Below are 21,447 nucleotides of genomic sequence, written 5' to 3'. Positions count from 1 at the left end.
GGATATCGCATTGGAAGTGCCCTCCGGCATATGCGCGGGCCTAGAACCCGGTGCTCGGGAGTATCGGATACCTTGATCTCATCCGGCTGTCGTGGCGCTGACGCGTGCGAGAAGCGCGAACAGGTACGCCTGCCGCAGGGCCGCGAAGCCGAGCCGCCAGCCGGTGTCATGGACTCGCAATCGGTCAAGGCTGCCGACACGGGGTCCAGGGATAGTCGCGGCTACGACGCTGGCAAGAAGGTCAGCGGCCGGTCAGTTCCTGCAGCGTGTCGCCAGTCGAAGAGACCAGATCGTGGAGCTCGGTGTTGCCAATCTTGATCTCCTTGTCGATCACCGTGAGTTCGTGGATGAGCTCGGAGGCCAGCCATCGGCGGGTCCTGCCGACCATGTCGCGGAGCCGGACGGGGTTGAGCAGCGCGCGAGCCTGCTGGGCGGACAGAAATTCATTCTCTCCATGAGGAATCAGATCGACGAGCGAGTGGCGCAGTCGGGAGACAACTTCGGCGCGCGTACGGCCGAGCTGGTCACCGCGGTCGACCAGCAGCCGCAACGCCACCGTTGGTGTCGTCGGCCTGGACCTGCCGCAAGTCGGGCGTGTGCAGGGCGACCACGGAGACGCTGTGGGCGTCGATCGGGTCGGCCTTGCGGCCCTGGCCGGTGGCGAAGACCCGGGCTCGGGCGGATGGTTTCGGCGTTGCGTGCCGAACTCTGGCCACCTGCTTCGAGTCGCGCAGCTCGCGTTGCGATGGCTGCGTACCTCGACGACGTTTACCTGAGGCATCCCCGTGTTCATGGAGCTTCTTGATCCTGGCCTGAGTAGCTCGGCGGGCACCACGAAGCTTTGCGCAACTGGATCCGACAAGCAGAGGCTGACGCCGGCGAGCGCGCCGATCGGCCGACCACGGACACGCTGGAGGAGAACCGCCCGCTGCTGAAGTAGAACGCCGAGCTACGGCGGGCGAACAACGACCCACGGCCCTACGCAGGGAACCATGGCACGGTCTTGGCGGGGCCGGCGCATCGGCGACGATGTCGCCGGTAACCGAGATCCTCGAACTGCTCGCCGCGCCGGGTGAGCTGCGGCGAGCTGATTCCGGTCGCCACGGAGACCCATAGTGCGACAGCGTTTGCTACGGCAGCAACTGTTCTGCGGCTGCTTTCAACATGCGGGAAGCATCCTTGGTGACCGGCTCGCCGTGCCCGAAACAGGCGATGTCGACCTTGAGCGCAGCCTGCTTCTGTAGCGACGCAAATGCTTCGGCCGGATTAGCGTTGAAGACGCCGAGAATGACCGATCCGTCCGGCATGCGGGCGACGGTGTCGCCCGTGAAGAGGACCCGCTGCCGAGGCAGATAGAGTGCCAAGCTGCCCGGGGTGTGGCCAGGTACGGCCATCGCGACAGCCTCGCCTGCCAGTTCTAGGGTGTCGCCGTCGTGCAATTCCCGGTCGACGTGGACCGGGGGAACGTCCTGTTGGGGCATATCTGCGTGAACCTGGTCCCACAGCTGCTGCTCCCAGTCCGACAGCACGGGCGGTGGGGTGCTCTGTTCACCCCGCACAGCAGCGGCGTCGGCGTGATGCGCCATCACGGTTACATCGCCCCACTTGGTAATGTCTGCCGCGGATCCGACGTGGTCCTCGTGCCCGTGGGTCAGGATCACCTGACGAACGTCGCTCAGTTTGCGGCCGAGTGAGTGGACGGCATCTGCAATCAGTGGTGCCGAGCCGGGCATGCTCGTGTCGATAACGCTTATTCCGTCGTCATCGTGCCACAAGTAGACATGGCCGACGGGGAATCGGAGAAAAGCCAAGTTAGAAGTCAACTGTACGAGATTCACGACCCAACGCTACTCGGAGTTTCCGCTATTACGGTCTCACTCTGCTATCAGCAGATTGAGCGGTTCTGCCAGCCCCGGCCGGTGGGCGCAGCGCTGATTCAAGCGCAGGTCAGCGCGTCGATGATGCCGCGGGTGCGGGCGGCACTCAGGTCGTGGGCCGAGGCCCACCCGAGCCCGCCGGCATCTGCGATGACCTGCACGTTCACGCCGTGGCGCTTGTGTTTCCCGGAGTAGGCCAAACCTCTGCGGCTGTGTTGAGAAGGGCGATCGCTTCCTGCACGTAGCGCCAGGCGGTCGCGACACCGATCTCGAAGCCGGCGGCGAGACGGGCGTAGGTGTCACCGTTGCACAGGTGGGCCAGGGCGAGCAGGGCCTGCCGTCCCGGGTCGAGACCGCGCCGACCGGATCGTTGCTGCTTACGGAGGCAGCGGATGCGGTCGGCGCGGTGGTTCAGCGTCCGGCTGGACAACGAGATCGTGGACGGGTAACACAGCACAGGCGAGGCTCCCGGTAGGGCGTCGGGCTTTGGCCGACTGTTGTTCCACCTGGAGCCTCGTCCTCATCGATCTCCGGCGCACCCACGCCGGTCCTGACCTGCAAGGTCAGGACGGAAGGCTCACTCGAGTTCGCAGCTCACCCAATTCGACGAGTACCGTCAGTGTCAATGGAAATACCACCCGTACCGGATATACCTGCCAACTCGCCAGTGCCGCTCAGCGGCACGATGGTGAAGAATTCGGCGGTGCGGTCGTTGCCGAGGAACGGGTTCTGCCACCTACACAGCCTCGACCGACGACGGGCCCGCTACGCGGACCCGACCCCGGCGTGTCACCCAACCCGGCCAACGTTTGTGGTCTTCAGCGCGGCCGCGCGGAACCGCACCTGGGTCGCGGACTTCACCCACGTCACCACCTGGGCCGAGGTGGTCTACGCGGCGTTCGTCGTTGACGTCTACTCCAGGGCGATCGTCGACTGGGACGCCGCCACCCACGCCGCGAGGCGGTTGAAGTCAACAGCTCAAGTCTCCACAGAACCCGGGGCGGTTCACGGTGACCGTCCACGAGGGTATAAAGCTCTGGCGACAGAGAAGCGCAAGCGGTACGACATCGCTAGGTGGAAGCATCTAGACCGCTGACGGCACTCCGCTCGGCACGGATCTCTACGAAAGGGCGTCACGTATGCGCCAGAAACCACTGTTGCGCCTCTTGGGGGCCTTTGCCATTACCCTCGGGTTCATGCTTACGCTGTCCGCTCCGGCATCCGCCGGTTCGGTACAGCGCGGCGTGGAAGATCCTCGGTCGGTTGCGGTTACGAGTCTGTCTGCCGGTAACGTCGCCGCAGCCACGCCGTGTGGCTGGTCCACGCCCTCTGTCCAGACGGCCTGGTACAACCACTGCGGTTCTGGACCGGTCGTGATTCAAGTAGAGTTCTTCTGGCGAACGAGCATGTACCACCCGGATCGGTTCATCTGTGTTTGGCCCGGCGTGACTAATCTGTCCACACATCCGTCGCTTCAGGGTGGCCTGATCACCTACGCCTATTACACGCGGCCGTGCTGAGCAAGGTAATTCCATCTTGCCGTTGAGTTCTCGACGCTCGGCTCGCATCATCGATCTGGTAGGCACCACAACGGCAAGGTGGGCCATACCGATGGGACAACCTTCCTCATCAGTTAGTGTTTGAGAGAGCTGTTATTCGGGCGCGCTCAGGGTTCGGCGTTGGTGGCGGGTGGCGCGGCGGGTGTGGTCGAGGCGGCGGACCATGGTGTTGATCGCGGCCCAACGGATCAATGCCTCGGAGCCGGCGGGATCGCGTTCGTAGTCAGGGGCAGCCGTCGGTGAGCGGTCAGCCAGGTGAGGCTGCGCTCGACCACCCATCTTCTCGGGTGCACGACGAACCCGCGCTGGTCGGCGGGCTTGCGGACGATCTGCACGGTGGTCTTGAGGTTTTCCGCAGGCCAGTCGACCAGCCGGCCGGCGAACCCTGGTCAGCGAACACATGCCGGATCGGCGAGAACAGATACGTGCTGAGCACCGTCGTCTTGGCGCCGTCGCTGTCCCGCCACGACGCCGACATCACGCAGACGACAACCAACAGGCCGAGCGTGCCGGTGACGATAAACCGTTTCCGGCCGTTGATCTTCTTACCGGCGTCATAGCCACGGGTGGCGGCGCCCTTGACCGACTGCTACTCCATGACGTCGGCCGACGGCTCGGCTTCACACCCTTAGGCCAGGCGCAGCTGTTCGTGCAGCTCGGCGAGAATGCGTTCGATGACCATCACGCGATCGGGGCTACAGCCGTATGAGACTGCTGCCACAGTCGTCCATCTTTACCGGTAAAGCCCGCCTATTTACTGTACCGGTATAGCAGCGGCGCCTCGTGGTTCGTCGTAAGAGCGGAGATCGGGCATGGAGTTTCCGTGGCATTCGTCATGGCTATCAACACCGTGCAACGTGAGTTCGATGGTGCACAAACGGAGGCCGCCGATTCGACCGAATGTGGTCCGAGTTCGTGACACGGACCACTCGTGGCTTAACGGCCGCCAGCCCATATTGTTACGCATTGGCACCATCCATCCACGAAAAGGTCCGAGACCGATGAGAAAGAAGATTCTCGCGGCGGCTTTCGCCGTGGCTGTGGCGGCGTCACTCGCTGTTGTCGCACGGGGGTTTGCCGAGGCCGAGGTGGCGACACCGGTGTGCGCCGATGTGGCGGTGGGACCTGCTGAGGTGGTGGTATCCCAGGAAGCCCGCACCAGGCTCGGCCTGACCGGTTGGCCGGACAGCGGACTGGGCGTGGAACGCACTGGCGACGGCCGTTATCGCTTTCACGCGCCGGACGCGTTCGGCGGAACCGGCGCAGTGAAGCAGCGCAACATCGTCACAGTAGGGACGCTGGAGAACCCGCTCGCCGGTGGAGTGCAGTCGGTCGCATCCACGATCGAAGTTCCCAGCGGGTACCAGTGGGCCGGCGGTGGCCCGGTCTGGCGGGCGCCCGACGGCACGTTGCTGAAGGTTCTGCACTTGGAAAAGCACAGCGGCAGCACGTTCTACGCTGAGCTGCACCTGGGCGTGCACGACACGGTCAGCGGCGTCACCTCGTACCTGGGGCCGATGGTCCGTCCGACGATGGACCAGCCGACCGCTGCAGCGCTCGGTCAGATTGCCGATGTCGGCACGTCGAGCCTGACCCGTATTGGTGACTACCTGTACGTCTACTTCCCGGACTTCTACGTCGCCAGCGACGGGCGCCCGGCGAGCACCGCCCTCTCCGTGGCCAGGGCCCGCGTCGATGATGTGGTCCGTGCCGCGCGGGCCGGCACCGTCACGTCGTGGCACAAGTACCACGACGGCGGCTGGACGTCGCCCGGAGTCGGTGGCGCCTCGACGAACCTGCAGCCGGGCCAGCCGATGCTGTGGGCGCCGCACGCGGTACGCAAGGCCGAAGGCGGCGTGGTACTCGCCGCAGCGGTTAGCGAGCGGGAGATCGTCATCACCACGTCCCCGGACGGCGTCACGGGCTGGAGCCCCCGGGTGCCGCTGTTCCGTGACCCGGAGCGGTACAACGCTTACGTCAATGTGATCGGCACCGGCGCGGATCCGTCCGTGGTCGGCAACGACTTCTACGTGTACAACACCCAGTTCATGCAGACGGAGCCGAATTGGTCGGACGTCCAGTTGGTCCGGCACCGGGTGAGCTGTACCGCCGGGACGAGCGTCGGTACCGTCGCACTCATCCGCTATCTGTCTGCCGACTCGCGGCACCGGGTCACCGTCGGAACCATCCAGCAGGCGGGCGTTCACCCGCAGTTCGGTGGGATCTGGGGCCTTCTGGCAGCCAAGCGGCCCGGCACTCGGCCCCTGTACGAGTGCCGGGCCGGCACCGCCGACTACTTCGTGTCGATAGACCCCCGCTGCGACGATCGCGGCAACGCGATCCTGCGCACGCTCGGCTGGATCTACGAGTCCCCGCCTGCGCAGGATTCCACGCCGCTGTATCGGTGCGCCCTGCCGAAGGCAGCCAGCCACTTCGTGTCGATCCTGGCCTCCTGCGAGACGCCCGACGCCGTCCAGCAAGGACTGCTCGGTTATGCACTTACCACGTCCCGCACGCCCTTCTCCCGATTCTCCGACGGCCGGGATCAGTGGGACTCCACCGACCGGGTCGATCGGTCGTACACCCTGCAGCGCACCGGTTGGTATTTGGAGAACCATCGCATGCCCGGGACGGTCCCGCTGTATGGCTGCTCATACCAGGTCCCCGGCGGCGTCAACAACTTCATTTCGACGCACGAAAACTGCGAAGGGCTGACGCGGGTGCGGCTCGAGGGGTACATCCACCTCGAGCAGGCGTCGGCAGATCACCAGCCATTGTATCGGTGCTTCCGGGCACCGACCTACGACCATTTCGTGAGTACGAGTTCGGACTGCGAAGGCCAACCCGGGGCCGTCCGGGAAGCGCGGCTCGGTTTCATCGCAGTCACTCCCGGCTTTTCCAGCTAGCCTTCGTGGTTCACCAGATCACCGGCCCGCTGCCCGTCGGGGCCGGCGATCGTGGTGCGGATCGTCTTGCCCCGCACCACGCCGGCCAGCCCGTGCTCGCGCATAAGCGGTTCCGCGACCCACCCGCGGCCGTGGTGCGGGCAGTTGCTAGGGGCCCGAACTGGTCGAACGCGAAACAGCGGGTCGGAACCGGGGTGGTCACTTCCTTGATCCGGTCGAGTTTGGTGTCGAAGTCCGGGTCCTTGGATTCCTCCAGGTGCGCGTCCGCTGCCAACTGACGTCGTTGTCGCGCACCCACTGGCGTAGCCGTGCCCGGCCAACCACGACCTGACGGGTGGCGTCGGTGGCCAGGTAGTCGGCGAGTTTACGTAGGCTCCAGCAGGTGAAAGGCCGCCTGAGCGTACTCGGGCGCGCCTTGGCCGTCGCGACGCCGACGCCATGAGCCGCTCGACCAAGCCGGCCGGCTGCCGAAGGGAACGCGCAGCTCGCCGGTTGCCGCGCCGTAGTCTTGCGATCTACGGCCTTCATCGTCCAGACAACGGGTGCCCGTTTACGGCGACCTCCCGCTCCCAACTGCGTGGCCGGTTGAAAGTCGTCGATGCTGTCGGAGGCCGGTAAGGAAGAGGGCGGGCCGAACGCTGGGACCGCCCAGCGACGTACTTCCCCGGGCCGCAGCCACTACCCAGGTCAAGTGGTCACGCAACATTGGCAGAAATCCCGCGGTTTTTGTCCAGCCGACGAGAATGCCATTGACACTACTTTGGACTCCGGTTGAAGATCTTTCGTGGTGCCCACCTTCGGCCCCACGTGGGGCCGCTACTGATCGGACATGCGCCGTCCGGTCGCGTAGCAGGCTGTCACGAGGGTGGGCAGGGGGAGGAAGCGGTGGCTGTGTGGCGTACACATCGCAGAGAATTCGGAGTGGCTCCGCGATGGCTGGGGATATGACTGAAGATCATCAGTCTGGTGGGAACGTCACAGAGTCCGGTCTCCGGTTCCGAGTGCTCGGCCCTTTAGAGGTGTGGCGAGACGGTGAGCTCATCGAGTTGGGGGCGATGAAGCAACGCATCATCCTCGCTTCCCTGCTGATGAGGTACGGGCGACAGGTGCCGGTGGAGACCTTGCTACGGCGACTGTGGGAAACTGAGTTGCCGCACAACGGGCGTGGCGCCCTGCAGACATACGTCACTCGTCTGCGCCGCGTGCTCCAAGCGGATCTCCCGTTCACTCATAGCCCTGGGGGATATCGAGTCACCGTCGGTGCCGACGACTTGGACCTAGCGCAGTTCGATCGGTTCGTCGAATCTGCCAGAGTGGCCCAGGTCAATGGCGATGCTGACACAGCTCTGAGGGACCTGCGCCACGCCACGGCACTGTGGCGAGGGCCAATCCTTTCGGACATCGAATCTCCAGCCCTACGACAGGAAGATGCGCAGCCCTTGCAGGAACGTTTCCTGTTGGTGGCTGATAAGCGGTTCGAACTTGAGCTCGCCGCCGGTTACCACCGCGAGTTCATCGATGAGCTGAGGACGCTCGCGATGGCTTATCCTTTCCAGGAAAGCATTCGTGCGCATCTGATGGTCGCCCTCCACCGTTCTGGCCGGCGCCTGGACGCTCTCGAGGTGTATCGGGAGACGAGCACCCTTCTACGCACGGAGTTCGGCGTGGAGCCGGGTGCCACGCTCAACCATCTCCACCTGTCGATTCTGCGCGACGAGGGTACCGAGACGCGATCTGAGCAGTATGACGTCCGCCAGGTTGTTCAGTTGCCAGCGCAGGCGGACACGGCGGAAGAGCCGGTTGAGGTCGCACGGTACGGGCCGTTCCCGGTGCTCTGTCAGCTGCCGCCGGCTCCGGGCGACTTTGTCGGACGTACCAACGACATAGCAGATCTGACGACCCGACTCGAGGCGGGCGGCGACAGCGGCGTCGTGCCCATCGTTGTGATTGCCGGGGCTGCGGGCGTCGGCAAGTCGGCTTTGGCCCTGCACGTAGCACATCTTTTGCGACCACAATTCCCGGACGGACAGCTCTACCTGAACCTGCAGGGCGCCGACAAACAGCAACGGGACACCGCAGAGCTGCTTGGTGAGTTGTTGCACGCCCTCGGCTGGATTCCGTCGTCCCTGCCGCATGGAGTCGCCGCCCGGACAGCGGCGTTGCGAGCTCGGCTGGCGGATCGCAGAGTGCTCATCGTCCTGGACGACGCGGCGGACAGCAGGCAAGTCGGACCGCTGCTACCCGGTACGCCTGGCGCGGCGGTGCTGGTGACGAGCAGGTCGACGCTGTCGGAGCTGTCGGGGTCCTGGTCACATCGATTGCCGCGACTGCCGCATGTCCACGCGGTGGAGCTGCTGCAACGCATCGTGAACGACGGCCGGGTCAGCGATGATTCCGCGACAGCAGACGAAGTCGTGAAGCTGTGTGGATACCTACCGCTCGCCATCCGCATCGTGGGCGCCCGCCTTCAGACACTTCCTACCACCCCCCTTCGGAACATGGCGGATCGGTTGCGCAACCAGCGTCGTCGCCTGGACGAGCTCGCTATCGGCGACCTGCAGGTCCGCGCTGAACTCGACCTGGCTTATCGTGGACTGCCGCCCGCGGTCGCGCGGGCGATGCGCCGGATGGGCATGCTGCACGCAGGACACTTCGCGGCGTGGATGCTGGGCGAGCTTTGCGACGATGACGGCGAACGTCTCGTAGAACAGCTTGCCGCCGCGGGTCTGCTCGAACCAGCCGGCAACGACCCCACCGGGCAGCCACGCTATCGCCCGCACGACCTTGTCGCACTGTATGCCCGTGAGCTGGCACGCGGAGACGAGGACCATGCAGCGTTCCGCCGCTACGTCGACACGCTGATCAGCTTGGCTGCCGCGGGTTATCCGCGAGCCACCCGAGTCAACGAAGGGCTTCCCCCCGCCGAACGACTCAGCCGTGTCCCTGCCCCGCCGGAGTACTTGGCGCCCTTGGTTGCCGACATTGATGTGTGGGTCCACGCCGAGAGCGCTGCACTGCTGCATGCTGCCCAAGTGGCGTGCGATCTCGGCTGGTACGCCAAGGCCGCGCTGTTGGCGGATCTCGTCATTCCCACGTTGGCCGTGCGAGGCGACTTCGAACGACTGCAGCAGGCCCGGGCGCGGATCCGGGACGCCGCTCTCGACGCCGGCGACGAAATCACCGCCTATCGGTCCGAGACCAGCCGAGCTGACCTACTGCTGTCGCTGCGGGTCACAGAGGCCAGTGCCGCGTTCGAAGCGTGTGTTCCGGCATTTCGGCGGCACGGCCTTACCAGGGAGCTGGTGCATAGTCTCACCGGGCTGGCCTTCGCCAGATTCTGGGAGGAGCTGCCCACCGCTGACGCATCGCGGGAGGCGATCACTATCGCGCAGTCGTCGGGTGAACCAGAGGTACTGATCCTTGCGTTGCGCACCAATGCCGAGACGCTCATAGTGGACCGCGCTGCCGGTGCTCTTCCGCTGCTGCAGAGGGCACTCGTCATCGCGCAAACCCTGCCGTACCGGGAGCCTGAGCGCGTGATCCTCGTCCGGATGACTGACTGTGCGCTACAACTCGGTGATCTGGAGGCAGCTGAGGCAAATCACTCCCAAGCGTTGGTCCATACTGATAGCAGAAACACACTCGGCTTGGCGTGGCTGCTACTCCACCACAGCCGGATACAAGCTGCTCGCCGAGAGTTCGCATTGGCGATCGCCGAAGGGAGCCGAGCTCGCCAATTGATGGCCGATGCCGGTGACATACGGGGCGTGGCGAGCGCGTCGCTGTTCTTGGCCGAGCATTATGTTGCAGCAGGGGATCCTGCGGCTGCGGCGGTCTGCATTGACCGCGCCAGGTTCGCGTTGGGCGCCAATGGTGTGCCTCGATTGGAGAATTGGGCACGCCGGCTGAGCCGATTGATCAAGGAACGCCCATTCGGGGCCGCGCCGGCATACGCATCACGCCAGACGTCGTGACTAGCTTGAGTTTTACGTGCTGCTGAATGCCACCGACCTGGCTGATCATGGAGACCGGTGCCTGACCGCGCGGGCGGACGCGTTATTCGAGCTGGCAGACGGTTTGCTGTACAGCGACACGGCGGTGCGGTCGCTGGTGGAGCTGACGCTGGCGGTGAACACCGGCGGGGTCACGGCTCGTTATACGCCGCGCTGAACCAGGGCCGGATCAACGCCGACCGGCCGCGGACCGCCCTGACGGCAGTGCCACGGAATGCGGACGGACGAATCGTCCTGGCCGTCGACGGGGCCAGCGGGGGCCTGCACATGACAATGTCAGTCGAAGCGTCGCTGCTCCGCGAGCACGGCATGACACTGACCGAGCTGCTTCACTCCGCCGACATGGCTGTCTACCGGTCCAAGGCGGGTGGGCGGAATCGGGTTTCCTTCGCCTTACCGTCGAATGTGTTGTCCGATTCCGCGGCAGCGAAGACGGTCAGCGAGCCGGCCCTGAAGTGACGGGTGGCTGACTTCGCCATTCGTCCGGGCCGTACTTAGCCGGCCGCCGCTGGGCGCAGCAGCTCGGTCGCCCTTGAGCATCGTTTCGCGATCACCAGCCTGACGGCAGAGTTTGATGCCGCTCACCAAGACTGGACGAGCGGCCAATCGGCCCAGGCGGGCCGGACAACTTCGGGACCAACCAGAACGCTCGTGGGCGATCACGGAAGCGGGTAAGCCTGCAGCATGTGGTCGAGCAGCCCGGCGATGGTGTGCCGGTCGAGCTCGCGGTTCATGGCATAGTTGACGTCGGCGTATACCTCGGTCAGCGCCGGCCGGATGCCGTGCCCGACTGGGCAGTCCGGCTTCGGTTCATGTGGATGCAAAGCGAACGGGGCGCCCGAATCGAGCGCCAGGTAGATGTCGCGAAGGGTGATGCGTTCGGCAGGCCTGCCGAGCTGCCATCCCGAACCAGGCCCGCGACTGACCTTGACCAGCCCAGCTCGGCGCAGAGGGGCCAACCCTCTGCGCACGAGCACGGGGTGACTGGCCAGGCTCTCGGCGATCCGCTCGGAGGTGAGCGGCGACTCTCCGTCACGCGCCGCCAATTCGATCCAGCAAAGGGCGTGGACGGCGGTGGTGAACTGGCTGTTGGCGGACATGTCAGCTCCTTATACAACTACTATAGTTGCACAAAGAGGCGACCTGCCGGCTACTCGGCGATCCGAGTCCAGTTCATTACCCAGTTGGTCTGCCAGGTGGCACGGCCGTCGGTGGAAAACGCCTGCTCCCAGGTCGCCGAGGTCGGCGTGATCGAGTGCCACCTGTAGCGGGCGATGATGTCACGACCGGCGAAGGTGTCCGGGCCGTCGGCGACGAACACGCCGTCGTCTTCCCACCTGCCACGCACGGGCGGCTGTAGGTGTCCGGTGTTGCTGTTGACCCAGTAGATCGTCCAGTCATCGGCTTGCGCGTCGTGCACGCGGATCGAGCTCCCGGCGAATCCCAGCTCGGCGAACCACATCTCATCGATGCTGATGGCACCGTTGTGCATAGTGGACGCGGATGCGGTGGCGTGCGTCGTGTACCACTCCTCCCGTTCCGAGAGCGGCTCGCGCAGACGGAGGTTCTCGACGGTCCAGTTGCCAACCAGGAAATCGAAGCCGGCCGTCCGCTTGCGCAGACCGGGCAGCTCTTGCGCTCTGATCACGACTAAAGCTCCTCTCCGGGGATAACGGCCTGTAGCCGCATGAGTTCCACATCGCCGACGTACGTGCCTAGCCAATCGCTCCAGTCGGCGTCACCGCGGAGTCGGTCCAGGGCCGCGGTCATTTCGTTGGTGTCGCTGAAGTCCGCAGTCAAGACGAACGCCGACCCGACGCGTACCGGCAGCGCAGGGAACGTGTTCGTTGCGGACTCGGTCGACCACGTCAGAATCGGAGCCGGGAGAATGCTTTCCACGAGCGCGAGGATGTCGGCGGGCGGCCTGGCCTGCGGGTCCGCGCTTCGGTCGTGCAGAGCCACCAGAGCCGTCGACATGCCCACCCGCGGGCGCGGGAAAGGGCGGCCAACGCCGGTCTCAGCTCCGAGGCGGCCAAGAGGGCGCAGCAGCAGCACGTCATCGCTGTCGATCATCGTCGCATTTGCCCCATCGCGATGGGCCGCCCACATCGGCCCGTAGTAAAACGTCTCCAATGCCTTGCGGCGAGCCTCCATGTCGGCAAAGGCGCGCCACCAGACGAACCGGTCGGGGTCGTCCAGGTCCTCATAAATCGGGCCGATCAGCATCCCGGCCTGTCGCTGCCCGGCGATCAAGTGGTCCGTGAACAGTTTCTGGAGCGCCGGCGCTCCGCCGGGCCGCATCAGGTAGCGGCGGAGCTCAGCTACCCGTGCCACATCGATCGCGTCCGACGGGGCTGTGCCAACCGCGGGCTCAACCTTCGTAGTTTCTCGCATCGCCCACCCTTCTCGTATGTAACTATTCTGGTTACATACTAGTGGCGTGGTGACGATCAGGAAAGACCCGCCGGTCATAGCCGTGGCCGCGTTGCTGTTGGGCAGCAGTCCTCCGGCGGGCATGGCCGTCCTCTTCGCCACCGGGCTGCGGCGCACTGCGGCCCTCGAGGCCCCTAAGACGCCGGACAACGAGGCGTCACCGATCCGGCTGAGCTCGTCCGCTGGATCAGGACAGCAACGACGCGGGTGTGACGGCTGCCTCCGGCACCGAGGTGCTACTCGGGGCGCGACTCCCCGGTTTCACGAGGCCCGACTCGTAGCTCAGGACCACGGCTTGGACGCGGTCGCGCAGGCTGAGTTTCTGCAGGATCCGGCTCACGTGGGTTTTGATGGTCTGCTCGGAGATGAACAGCGCCGCGGCGATCTCACTGTTCGACATACCGAGCGCCACCAGGCGCAGCACCTCGCGCTCGCGGTCGGTCAACCCGTTGAGAGCGGTGGTCTTCGCCGGCTGCTGGGGCCTGGCTTCGACGAAGTTCTCGATGAGCCGGCGGGTGACGCTCGGGGACAACAAGGCCTCTCCGCCGGCCACTACCCGCACGGCCCGCACCAGGTCGTCGGGCTCGCTGTCCTTGAGCAGAAAGCCGCTGGCGCCGGCCTGCAGCGAGGCATAGATGTAGTCGTCGATGTCGAACGTCGTCAGCATGATCACGCGCGGTGGGTGGCCCGGGAGGCGGTCCGGCCCGAGCAGGGCTCTGGTCGCGGCCAGACCGTCCAGCACCGGCATTCGGACGTCCATGAGGACCAGATCGGGGCGAAGGCTGCGACACCGCTGGATCGCGATTTGCCCGTTCTCCGCCTCACCGACCACCGTAATGTCGTCCTGGGCGTCCAGGATCGCCTTGATCCCGACGCGGATCATCGACTGGTCGTCCACCACAAGCGTGCGAATCATCCGCTTCCCTCGATCGGCAATCGCGCCATCATCCGGTACCCCCCCTCGGGGCGTGCGCCGATCTCCAGCGCTCCGCCGGCCAGCCGAACGCGCTCACGCATGCCGTGCACTCCATGCCCGGCTCGGCCGGACGCCTCCATCGACTCGGCGTGCCGGGCCGCGGCGTCGTTGATGACGGTGAGGACAAGGTCCAGACCGGCAAGATCAAGACAGATTATGGTACGGGCGCCCGGCGCGTGCCGGATCACATTGCTCAGCGACTCCTGGACGATCCGGAAGGCGGCCAGAGACACGCCCTCCGACAGCCTGGCAGCCCGCACCGCGTCGGCTTCCCGCAGCTCGACGGGCAGACCGGCGCGTCGTGCGGAGTCGACCAGCTCGGGTAGGCGGCTGAGGCCGGGCACCGGCGCCAAGTCGGCGTCCGAGCTTTCGTCACGCAACACAGCGAGCAGTCGCCGCATCTCCTGCATCGCCGACCGGGCTCCGGTGGCGATCCGCGCGAATTCGTCCTTCGTCTCAGGCTCCAGATTCTGGAGTCGGTACGACGCCGACGTGGCTTGCATGTGGATCACCGACATGCTGTGCGCCACAACGTCGTGCAACTCCCGGGCGATCCGGGTGCGTTCCTCGGCGACAGCCAAACTGGTCTGCTGGGCTTCGACGTCGTGCCGGGCATCGGCTAGCTCCCGGCGCAGTTGCCCCCAATGCCGGATGATCAACACCGCGCCGAGGACGAGGGCGGCCAGAATCGGGTAGAGGAGCAAAATCGTCAGCCCGTTCATGACTGACCGGCCGCGCGGGTCGAGCACTACCAGCACGGTAAGCAGCACCGTGCTGGCCCACCATGTCAGCAGCGCCACGCGCCGGGTCTCGCGGGCGGCGACGAGGCCGATGTGCGCGATCAGCGTCAGCAACCCCGGCACCGTCAGCGGCCAGGTCGACCTCGCGTCGGGCGGGATGGCCACCGCGATCACGGCGACGGACAGGAACTGCAGCACCGTGGCTGCCCTCGGCCGAACCAGGATCAGGATCAGCGCGGTGCTCTGCCCGATGCCGGCCACGAACGCGACCAGCGGGTGCACGGAGAACTTAACGGCGGCCAGCGCCACGTTGAGGGGAAGCGCGGCCAGAGTGAGCAGGCCGGTGATGAGCCACCACAGCAGCCACGCCAGCATTGGACGGCGACTCCCGTCGACTCCTGGCAGCGAGACACGCTGTCGGGAGCTGTCGAGCTTCGCGCTGACCCACGCGACGAGCGGGCCCAGCGGCGCGAGCAGCCGCCACCACGACCGCAAGCGCGAGCGCAGGCGCGAGACCACCGGTAGTCCGCGCACCTGATCCCATCGCTGACGTGCCCTCACGCGGCGACGATACTCACATGATCCGCAAGCGGCGTCCCTCTGCGGATGTACACGACCCCGTACCCGGGAGTGACGGCCAACCGCGCCGGCGAGGGACGCGCTGAGCCGTGTGCCGCGACCACGCTCAACGCATGGATTTACTCGCTTTGGCCAATCCGCTGCCGGCGTCGCCGCTGTCTCACCTGGTGCTACTGGCTCTAACCGCGCTGGACGGCGTGTTCCCGATGATTCCGTCGGAGGTGGCCGCTCTGGCGGCCGGCGTCCTCGCTCACACGGGCACGCTCAGCCTGCCGCTGGTCATCTGCGCCACCGCTCTCGGCGTCTTCGCCGGCGACCATCTGGCGTACGGGCTCAGCCGCAGCGTCCTCGGTCCGCGACTGATCGGCCGGTCCCGGCACGTGAGCCGGGCCGTGGCCGCGGCGAGCCGGCGACTTGATCGCCACGCCGGCCCGCTGATCGTCACATCCCGATTCCTGCCGGGTGGCCGGATAGCGATGAACGCGGCAAGCGGCATGACCCGGTTGCCGCTGGCCCAGTTCAGTCCCGCCTCGGCGGTTGCGGCGCTGGCCTGGTCCACGTACATCGCAGGTCTGGGATATCTCGGCGGCGCCGTCTTCGTCGAGCACCCGCTGCTTGGTCTCGCCGCTGGTCTAGGTGTGTCATTCGCTGTCGGGGCCGGCTTCGAGCTGGTCCGTCGGCGGGCCGGTCGAAGGCGTGTGGAGCAGCGGCGCCATCCGGCCCTGGCCGCGGCGGTTGCAGCGCTGGCTGTCATGGCAGTTCCCGCTGCTGCTGTCGCCAAGCCCGCGGATGCTGATCGCCGCGAGTTGCAGGAGCAGTTGAACGCGATCGTGTCGGCCGGGGCCGTGGGCGCGCTGGCTCGGCTCCGTGACGAACGCGGCGAGTGGCAAGGGGTGAGTGGGGTTGCCGAACGGGGAACCACCCGGAGGGTTTCGGCCGAGAGCCGGTTCCGCGCCGGCAGCATCACCAAGACGTTCACCGCAACCGTCACCTTGCAGCTGGCCGGCGAGGGCCGGTTGCGGGTCGACGACGCGGTGGAGTCCTGGCTGCCGGGGGTCGTTCCGAACGGGCAGAGAATCACCGTACGTCACCTGTTGAACCACACCGGCGGCTTGTACGACTACCTGCGCACTCTGCCGCTTCCGCCCAGCCCGTGGTTTCTCGACAATCGGTGGCGCACCTGGTCCTCGGCCGAGTTGTCAGCCCGGGCGCTGGCCAATCCACCGACGTTCGAGCCGCCGGGATCATCGTTCGCCTACTCGAACACCGGTTACCTGTTGCTCGGTCAGATCATCGAGAAGGCGAGCGGACGCTCCTACCGGCAGGAGGTCGAGCGCCGCATCATCCAGCCGTTGCGGCTGCGCGGCACCTCGATGCCGGGAAGCTCCCCTTCCATTCCAGGACCTCATCCACACGGCTACGTGCCGATCGACCGGGATGGCGTACGCGACCTCGTCGACTACACGTTGATGAACCCGACCGTCATGGGCGCTGGAGGCGAGATCATCTCCACGACAGCCGACCTCAACCGGTTCTTCGCCGCGCTGCTCGGCGGCGAGCTCCTGCCCAGTAACCTGCTGCGCGAGATGAAGACACCGGGTCTCGAGGGCGGACGTTACGGACTCGGGCTGGCTTGGTGGCACGACACCACGTGTGGCATTCGGTTGTACGGCCACGACGGCGATGCCCTGGCGTACCAGTCGTGGTCCTTCTCCACCGAGGATGGTCACCGGCAGGTCACGGTGGCGCTCACGCCGAACTTCGCCGGCGATCCCGAAGATGCTGTGGGCGCGCTGCTGGACCGCGCCTTCTGCGACTGACCTGCAAGATCAGGTCACATCGGTTCGCCGGTGAGCAGGCCGACCAGTGCATGCCCGCGCTCGTACGGCCAACATAGACACGCCGCCCGCAGCACCCTCGCCCGGACCGTGCGGCCGCCGTCGCCGCCACCAGCCCGTATGCCATCGAACGCATCCTGCCCGACAACAAGTCGTGGCCGTGCTCGACGCGATCAACCTGGAGGCACACTGGTGCCGGTAACCTCGCCGAGTCCATCCGCGAACTCATCGTCTCCGGCGCCCGCGAAGGCCTCGCCGCCGACCGCACCCGCACCCAACTGCCGCACCGCGTTCCAAAGCTCTAGATCGCCCTCGTTTGCGGCTGGTGACGCGTTTCTTACCGGCATCCCGACCGGGCGAGGAGCATCGCCTGGTGGCGTGACCGCAGGGGATCCGCTTGATTTGCATCTTCAACCCACCACTGACCGGCACCGAGACGCACTCCTCCGACCCGGATCAGCCCTCCGGCTACTGAGGATCTATCGCCGCATGCCCCTCCCACGTCAGCGGAAAGGGCATGCGCAGCCAGGAGACGACAGCCTCGACGGCCTCCTCCTGGTGATCGTCGAAGCCGTGGTCGGCGCCCGTGACGGTGTGCAGACGACAGCCGACGCGCCTGTCCGCGGTCTGGCGGGCGACCTCGTAGGAGACGATGGAATCCCGGTCGCCCTGCACGATGAGGGTGGGGACGGTGCTGGCCAGGAACGGCGCGACGGGATCGTAGTGCTTGATCTCCTCGAACATGGTGCGGCCGAGCTCGAAGGTACCGTTGATCAGCAGGAAACCTTGCTGGTCCAGCAGCGTGCGCCGCCCGGGCGAGTAGTGCTCGATGCCCCACGGCGTCTCCGGTTCGACGAACGTGCGACGCAGGTCGAGCACAGGCCGCAACAGCACGAGCCGGTGGAGTCGCTCGTCCAGCCAGGGAAGCGACAGCAGGGTGCTGACCGCGCCGAAGCTTGATGCCACGACGGACAACGGTCCGTCCAGCTTGGCGACCGCGTAGTTCACAGCGGCCTGCAGGTCCAGCAACTCCCCAGCGATCGTCACGCCGCGCTGGGTGCCCTCGCTTCGGCCGTGGCCCCGGAAGGAGAAGCGCAGTGTCGAGAATCCTGCCCGGAGAAGCTGGTCCGCCACGGTGGCAGCGAATCCGAACTCGTCCTTGTCCGCCGTGATGCCGTGCGCGTAGATCACGGTCCCCCGCCGCTCGGCTAAGGACGGCTGCTGTATCTCGGCATCCAGAAGCAGGCCATCGATCGAGGACAGCATCGTATCGCCCGTCGGCGTCGCTTTCGTCATTGTTCCGCACCCCATCCGCTTCGGGTGAACGCGATCACCAGCGCGCCGGCGAAGGACAGGGCCGCCGCCGCGAGGTAAGCCGCGTGGTACCCGGCGAGCGCGCCGTTGGTGCCCGGCGCCGCAGCGACCGCTGCGATCGCCACGAGGGCCGCGACGCCAACGCTGGATCCGATCTGCTGCGCCGTCACGTTCAGCGCTCCTGCGACGCCGTGCAGATGGGTCGCGACTCTGGTGAGCGAGCCCACGGTCATGGCCGGGAACACCAAACCCTGGCCCACGCCCGTCAGCAACAGGCCGGGCAGCAAATGCCGCCAGTAGTCACCGTCGACCGGTGTGAAGGTCCAAGCGGTCATCGCCGTACCGATCAGGGCCAGCCCGACGATCATCGGCGGGCGCGGTCCCCACCGGCTCAGCATCCTTCCGGTCACGAAGGTGGCCGTAAGGAAGAGGATCACCGATGACGGCACCACGGCGAGACCGGACGCGGCGGCCGAGTATCCGAGCACCCCCTGCATGTAAAGCGGCGCGAAGAACAACAGGCCGACACCGGCGGTGTAGTTGAGCAGCGCCGCGAGGCCACTGATTCGCAGCGGGACCGATCGGAAGATCGTCAGCGGGAGCAGCGGGTCGGGTGCACGCCTCTCCCAGAGCAGGAACGCCACGAGCAGCACCACGGCCGGCGCCAGGGTCCCCACCGTGACGGGTTCGGTCCATCCCTTCGCCCCGCCGTTGCTGACACCGAAGACAGCCAGCAACAGGCCTGCGGTCACCAGCGCCGTCCCGGGCAGGTCGAGTTGCTGGCGACGGCGATTGCCCGGGGGCAGAAAGGCGCCGATGCCGGCCAGCACCACGGCACCCACCACGACGGAGAACACCAGCACCCAGCGCCAGCCGAACAATCCGGTCAGCAAGCCGCCGAGGACGACACCCGCGCTGAAGCTCGCCGCACCCACGGACGCGTAGACGCTCATCGCGCGGTTCCGTGCCGGGCCCTCCGGAAAGACCGCTGCCAGCAGGGCCAGCGCGGCGGGCGCAGAAAGGGCAGCGCCGATGCCCTGAACCGCACGGGCAGCGATCAGCACCTCCACGGTCGGCGCGACAGCGCACACGAATGCCGCCACGGTGAACGCGGCCACCCCGAGGCTGAACACCGTCCGGTGGCCGAACACATCTGCAGACCGGCCGGCGAGCAGCAACAGACCGGCGAACGTCACTGCGTACGCCGTCATAGTCAACTGCAGGGTCGCATCGGCCAGAGCGAACTCAGCGCCGACCGACGGCAGCGCCGCGTTCAGCAAGCCCAGGCCGCTGAGGTCGAGCCCCAGCGCGCCGGCCAGTACCGCCAGTGACAGTCCGCGCCGCGTCTCGAAACTCGCCCGCTGCTGAGCCTGGACGCGGTTCGCGCCGGTCACTCGAAGGTCCCGAGGAACTCGCCGCCGTCGACGTCGACGACGGTTCCGGTCACGGCAGGGTTGCCCATCAGAGACACCACCATCGCCGCGACGTCGTCCGGTTGTCCCCGGTGGGGAACAAGTTGACGATTCATCGGGGTGACACCGATACCGCCGGGGCTGACCGTGTTGACCCGCACGGGTGCGAGCTCGAAGGCGGCGTTACGGCCCAGCGCTTCGATCGCACCGTGCAGGGTGCCCCAGAAGCCCCGGCCGTCCGAAGGCCTGCGGCTGCTCGAGCCGGACAGCAGAGTGACCGAGCCGCCGGGACGGATCCGTCCCCCGGCCGCTTGAAGCAGGTGGTAGCTCAACCAGAACCGGGCGAACGAGCGCTGCGCTTCGCCCGCTGGCGTGTTCGCGATCCCGTATGCCCGGCTGACCGATGCGCCGCCGGCCAGGACAGCTACGTGGTCGAGCGGCTGGAGTCGTTCGAGAAGGTCAACCGCCTGCTCGGCGTCTTCCGGGTCGGCGGCTACCAGCATGACCCCGGGTAGGGCCGGCCCGACCTCGGCAAGCCGTTGCTCGGACCGGCTGGACAGGGTGACCTCGGCGCCATGTGCCCGGGCGTGCGCGGCGGCCGCCACGCCCATCTTCCCGGTCCCGACCACCAGGACCCGTTTGCCGGCGAGTGGCGAGGATCCGGACCCCCAGGAGTTGATCATCGTTCTCCGTCACGTCGTGATTGTGTTGACGGCATTGACGATGGGCTGACGTGACGGACGGAGCCAGAGACCCCTTGGGCATACGCCTGCGCTGCCTACTACTGCCAGGGTCAGGCAACATCCCCGCAGGTACGGCACAATCGGTACATGGATCAGAGTGCCGAGCTGGGATCGTTCCTACGGACCCGGCGGGCGGCACTTCGACCGCGGGACGTCGTGACGACCCCTATCGCCGGCCGGCGGCGGGTTCCCGGATTGCGACGTGAGGAGCTGGCTCAGCTAGCCGGAGTCAGCGTCGCGTACTACACGCGCCTCGAACAGGGCCGGGGCCGTAATGTCTCCGACGCCGTGCTCGACGCGATAGCGCGTGCTTTACGGCTCAACGAGACCGAAAGATCTCATCTACACGACCTCGCCCGGATCACCCGAGAGCCACCCGCATACCCCCGGCCCGAGCGGTTGCGCCCACAATTGCAAAGCATGGTCGAGGCGATCAGTGACGTGCCCGCGTACGTGGTCGACCGCTATGCCGACGTGCTCGCCTGGAACTCGCCGGCGCATGCGCTACTGGCCGGACACGTCGATTTCGACGCGCCGTACGGCTGCGCCGACCGGCCGAACTTGCAGCGCTTGCTCTTCCTCGACCCGCGGACTCGCTTGCTTTACCGGGATTGGTCCAGCCGCACCCGTGTCGCGGTCGGGTGCCTGCGGCGTATGGCGAGTCGCTACCCCGGCGATCGCCGGCTGGGCGAGCTCGTCGGCGAACTGACCTCGAGAAGCCCCGAGTTCAGCGCGCTCTGGTCGTCCCATCCGGTCCTGCAGTGCGGCTTCTCGACCGAGAGTTATCGGCACCCGGTGGTTGGGGAGATAACGCTGCGGCACGAGGTCATGGACCTTCCGGGCGACGCAGGCCAGCAGTTTGTCATGGTGACCGCCGAGCCGGAAACGCCGTCACATGCCACTCTCGGCCTGTTGACCCGCGTCCGCGAGCCGGTCCGGCCGTACGCGTCACGTTGAAGAAGTCGGGCGGTCGAGCGTCTGGAGGAAGAGGGGTGCGGACCGGATGGAACAGAGTCCCGGTCCGCATCGGCCGCCAGGACGATCGCTGCAGGCCGCA

At 66.4% G+C, this 21,447-nt stretch carries 18 protein-coding genes and 6 pseudogenes; 10 read left to right on the top strand and 14 right to left on the bottom strand.

Features of this window, described 5'->3' with window-relative positions:
* Positions 1-126: 126 nt before the first annotated feature.
* Positions 127-252: pseudogene (locus ACFY1S_RS00745) on the top strand (IS5/IS1182 family transposase); the annotation flags it as partial.
* Here ACFY1S_RS00745 and ACFY1S_RS00740 read toward each other — a convergent pair.
* The gene (locus ACFY1S_RS00740; RefSeq protein ID WP_387111260.1) at positions 242-556 is read right to left on the bottom strand and encodes a hypothetical protein; all 315 of its coding nucleotides are present in this window, start codon (positions 554-556) and stop codon (positions 242-244) included. The pseudogene ACFY1S_RS00745 and the gene ACFY1S_RS00740 overlap by 11 nt on opposite strands.
* A 276-nt stretch (positions 557-832) precedes the next feature.
* Between ACFY1S_RS00740 and ACFY1S_RS00735 the strand changes: the two are divergent.
* Positions 833-940: pseudogene (locus tag ACFY1S_RS00735) on the top strand (hypothetical protein); the annotation flags it as partial.
* Positions 941-1,130: 190 nt separating this feature from the next.
* Here ACFY1S_RS00735 and ACFY1S_RS00730 read toward each other — a convergent pair.
* From ACFY1S_RS00730 to ACFY1S_RS00720, 3 genes and pseudogenes are all read right to left on the bottom strand, one after another.
* Entirely contained in the window at positions 1,131-1,838 is a 708-nt protein-coding gene (locus tag ACFY1S_RS00730) for an MBL fold metallo-hydrolase (protein ID WP_387111256.1), read from the bottom strand.
* 101 nt (positions 1,839-1,939) lie between these two features.
* Positions 1,940-2,334: pseudogene (locus ACFY1S_RS00725) on the bottom strand (transposase family protein); the annotation flags it as partial.
* Between the two features lie 137 nt (positions 2,335-2,471).
* On the bottom strand, positions 2,472-2,561 hold the full coding sequence (locus ACFY1S_RS00720; RefSeq protein ID WP_387111254.1) for a DUF3224 domain-containing protein: 90 nt from the start codon (positions 2,559-2,561) through the stop codon (positions 2,472-2,474).
* Between the two features lies 1 nt (position 2,562).
* Between ACFY1S_RS00720 and ACFY1S_RS00715 the strand changes: the two genes are divergently transcribed.
* Together ACFY1S_RS00715 and ACFY1S_RS00710 are read left to right on the top strand one after the other, a co-directional pair.
* Positions 2,563-2,973, top strand: coding sequence for a DDE-type integrase/transposase/recombinase (locus tag ACFY1S_RS00715; RefSeq protein WP_387111252.1), 411 nt, complete (start codon positions 2,563-2,565; stop codon positions 2,971-2,973).
* 43 nt (positions 2,974-3,016) lie between these two features.
* Positions 3,017-3,397, top strand: a complete 381-nt coding sequence (locus ACFY1S_RS00710; protein WP_387111249.1) for a DUF6355 family natural product biosynthesis protein — start codon at positions 3,017-3,019, stop codon at positions 3,395-3,397.
* 189 nt (positions 3,398-3,586) lie between these two features.
* On the opposite strand, the pseudogene ACFY1S_RS00705 reads toward ACFY1S_RS00710, so the two are convergent.
* Positions 3,587-4,064 (bottom strand): annotated as a pseudogene (locus ACFY1S_RS00705) (transposase); the annotation flags it as partial.
* 373 nt (positions 4,065-4,437) lie between these two features.
* Here ACFY1S_RS00705 and ACFY1S_RS00700 point away from each other — a divergent pair.
* Positions 4,438-6,342 (top strand): hypothetical protein, encoded by a 1,905-nt coding sequence (locus tag ACFY1S_RS00700; protein ID WP_387111246.1) that lies wholly within the window; start codon positions 4,438-4,440, stop codon positions 6,340-6,342.
* 119 nt (positions 6,343-6,461) lie between these two features.
* On the opposite strand, the pseudogene ACFY1S_RS00695 reads toward ACFY1S_RS00700, so the two are convergent.
* A pseudogene (locus tag ACFY1S_RS00695) lies at positions 6,462-6,771 on the bottom strand (IS630 family transposase); the annotation flags it as partial.
* 626 nt (positions 6,772-7,397) lie between these two features.
* On the opposite strand from ACFY1S_RS00695, the gene ACFY1S_RS00690 reads away from it, so the two are divergent.
* Together ACFY1S_RS00690 and ACFY1S_RS00685 are read left to right on the top strand one after the other, a co-directional pair.
* A complete protein-coding gene (locus ACFY1S_RS00690) occupies positions 7,398-10,316 on the top strand; it encodes a BTAD domain-containing putative transcriptional regulator (RefSeq protein ID WP_387111243.1) in 2,919 nt (972 codons plus the stop codon).
* 58 nt (positions 10,317-10,374) lie between these two features.
* Positions 10,375-10,601: pseudogene (locus tag ACFY1S_RS00685) on the top strand (transposase); the annotation flags it as partial.
* Between the two features lie 413 nt (positions 10,602-11,014).
* Here ACFY1S_RS00685 and ACFY1S_RS00680 read toward each other — a convergent pair.
* The 5 genes from ACFY1S_RS00680 to ACFY1S_RS00660 all read right to left on the bottom strand — a co-directional run bounded on the left by ACFY1S_RS00680 (position 11,015) and on the right by ACFY1S_RS00660 (position 15,065).
* Complete coding sequence (locus tag ACFY1S_RS00680; RefSeq protein ID WP_387111240.1) at positions 11,015-11,455, bottom strand: Rrf2 family transcriptional regulator; 441 nt, start codon at positions 11,453-11,455, stop codon at positions 11,015-11,017.
* 50 nt (positions 11,456-11,505) lie between these two features.
* Positions 11,506-12,003: a hypothetical protein gene (locus tag ACFY1S_RS00675; protein ID WP_387111237.1), complete on the bottom strand. Its 498-nt coding sequence runs from the start codon at positions 12,001-12,003 to the stop codon at positions 11,506-11,508.
* 2 nt (positions 12,004-12,005) lie between these two features.
* Complete coding sequence (locus ACFY1S_RS00670) at positions 12,006-12,749, bottom strand: putative quinol monooxygenase (protein ID WP_387111234.1); 744 nt, start codon at positions 12,747-12,749, stop codon at positions 12,006-12,008.
* 226 nt (positions 12,750-12,975) lie between these two features.
* Positions 12,976-13,704: a response regulator gene (locus ACFY1S_RS00665; RefSeq protein WP_387111232.1), complete on the bottom strand. Its 729-nt coding sequence runs from the start codon at positions 13,702-13,704 to the stop codon at positions 12,976-12,978.
* Positions 13,701-15,065, bottom strand: coding sequence for a sensor histidine kinase (locus tag ACFY1S_RS00660; protein ID WP_387111230.1), 1,365 nt, complete (start codon positions 15,063-15,065; stop codon positions 13,701-13,703). The genes ACFY1S_RS00665 and ACFY1S_RS00660 overlap by 4 nt, the downstream gene beginning before the upstream one ends.
* 146 nt (positions 15,066-15,211) lie before the next feature.
* Here ACFY1S_RS00660 and ACFY1S_RS00655 point away from each other — a divergent pair, with 146 nt between their 5' ends.
* Together ACFY1S_RS00655 and ACFY1S_RS00650 are read left to right on the top strand one after the other, a co-directional pair.
* Positions 15,212-16,903, top strand: a complete 1,692-nt coding sequence (locus tag ACFY1S_RS00655) for a serine hydrolase (RefSeq protein ID WP_387111227.1) — start codon at positions 15,212-15,214, stop codon at positions 16,901-16,903.
* Positions 16,904-17,312: 409 nt separating this feature from the next.
* Positions 17,313-17,396: an ectoine synthase gene (locus ACFY1S_RS00650; protein WP_387114161.1), complete on the top strand. Its 84-nt coding sequence runs from the start codon at positions 17,313-17,315 to the stop codon at positions 17,394-17,396.
* Here the strand turns inward: ACFY1S_RS00650 and ACFY1S_RS00645 are convergent.
* The 3 genes from ACFY1S_RS00645 to ACFY1S_RS00635 are packed head-to-tail and all read right to left on the bottom strand — an operon-like array spanning position 17,390 to position 20,330.
* Complete coding sequence (locus tag ACFY1S_RS00645; RefSeq protein ID WP_387111225.1) at positions 17,390-18,217, bottom strand: alpha/beta hydrolase; 828 nt, start codon at positions 18,215-18,217, stop codon at positions 17,390-17,392. The two genes, ACFY1S_RS00650 and ACFY1S_RS00645, sit on opposite strands and share 7 nt — an antisense overlap.
* A complete protein-coding gene (locus ACFY1S_RS00640; protein WP_387111222.1) occupies positions 18,214-19,629 on the bottom strand; it encodes an MFS transporter in 1,416 nt (471 codons plus the stop codon). The genes ACFY1S_RS00645 and ACFY1S_RS00640 overlap by 4 nt, the downstream gene beginning before the upstream one ends.
* Positions 19,626-20,330, bottom strand: a complete 705-nt coding sequence (locus ACFY1S_RS00635) for an SDR family oxidoreductase (RefSeq protein ID WP_387111218.1) — start codon at positions 20,328-20,330, stop codon at positions 19,626-19,628. Before ACFY1S_RS00635 ends, ACFY1S_RS00640 begins: the two co-directional genes overlap by 4 nt.
* A 147-nt stretch (positions 20,331-20,477) precedes the next feature.
* Here ACFY1S_RS00635 and ACFY1S_RS00630 point away from each other — a divergent pair, with 147 nt between their 5' ends.
* Positions 20,478-21,347 (top strand): helix-turn-helix domain-containing protein, encoded by an 870-nt coding sequence (locus tag ACFY1S_RS00630; protein ID WP_387111216.1) that lies wholly within the window; start codon positions 20,478-20,480, stop codon positions 21,345-21,347.
* The last annotated feature ends 100 nt before the right edge of the window (positions 21,348-21,447 follow it).

Origin of the sequence: Micromonospora sp. NPDC000663 (assembly GCF_042898105.1) — a bacterium.
Classification (GTDB): domain Bacteria; phylum Actinomycetota; class Actinomycetes; order Mycobacteriales; family Micromonosporaceae; genus Micromonospora.
This window is presented reverse-complemented; position numbering and strand designations above follow the sequence as displayed.

Bases quoted from the DNA above. Each gene is read 5' to 3' on its own strand.
- ACFY1S_RS00715 (WP_387111252.1), top strand. From the start codon at position 2,563: ATGGTGAAGAATTCGGCGGTGCGGTCGTTGCCGAGGAACGGGTTCTGC.
- ACFY1S_RS00710 (WP_387111249.1), top strand. From the start codon at position 3,017: ATGCGCCAGAAACCACTGTTGCGCCTCTTGGGGGCCTTTGCCATTACC.
- ACFY1S_RS00700 (WP_387111246.1), top strand. From the start codon at position 4,438: ATGAGAAAGAAGATTCTCGCGGCGGCTTTCGCCGTGGCTGTGGCGGCG.
- ACFY1S_RS00690 (WP_387111243.1), top strand. From the start codon at position 7,398: ATGAAGCAACGCATCATCCTCGCTTCCCTGCTGATGAGGTACGGGCGA.
- ACFY1S_RS00680 (WP_387111240.1), bottom strand. From the start codon at position 11,455: ATGTCCGCCAACAGCCAGTTCACCACCGCCGTCCACGCCCTTTGCTGG.
- ACFY1S_RS00670 (WP_387111234.1), bottom strand. From the start codon at position 12,749: ATGCGAGAAACTACGAAGGTTGAGCCCGCGGTTGGCACAGCCCCGTCG.
- ACFY1S_RS00665 (WP_387111232.1), bottom strand. From the start codon at position 13,704: ATGATTCGCACGCTTGTGGTGGACGACCAGTCGATGATCCGCGTCGGG.
- ACFY1S_RS00645 (WP_387111225.1), bottom strand. From the start codon at position 18,217: ATGACGAAAGCGACGCCGACGGGCGATACGATGCTGTCCTCGATCGAT.
- ACFY1S_RS00635 (WP_387111218.1), bottom strand. From the start codon at position 20,330: ATGATCAACTCCTGGGGGTCCGGATCCTCGCCACTCGCCGGCAAACGG.
- ACFY1S_RS00630 (WP_387111216.1), top strand. From the start codon at position 20,478: ATGGATCAGAGTGCCGAGCTGGGATCGTTCCTACGGACCCGGCGGGCG.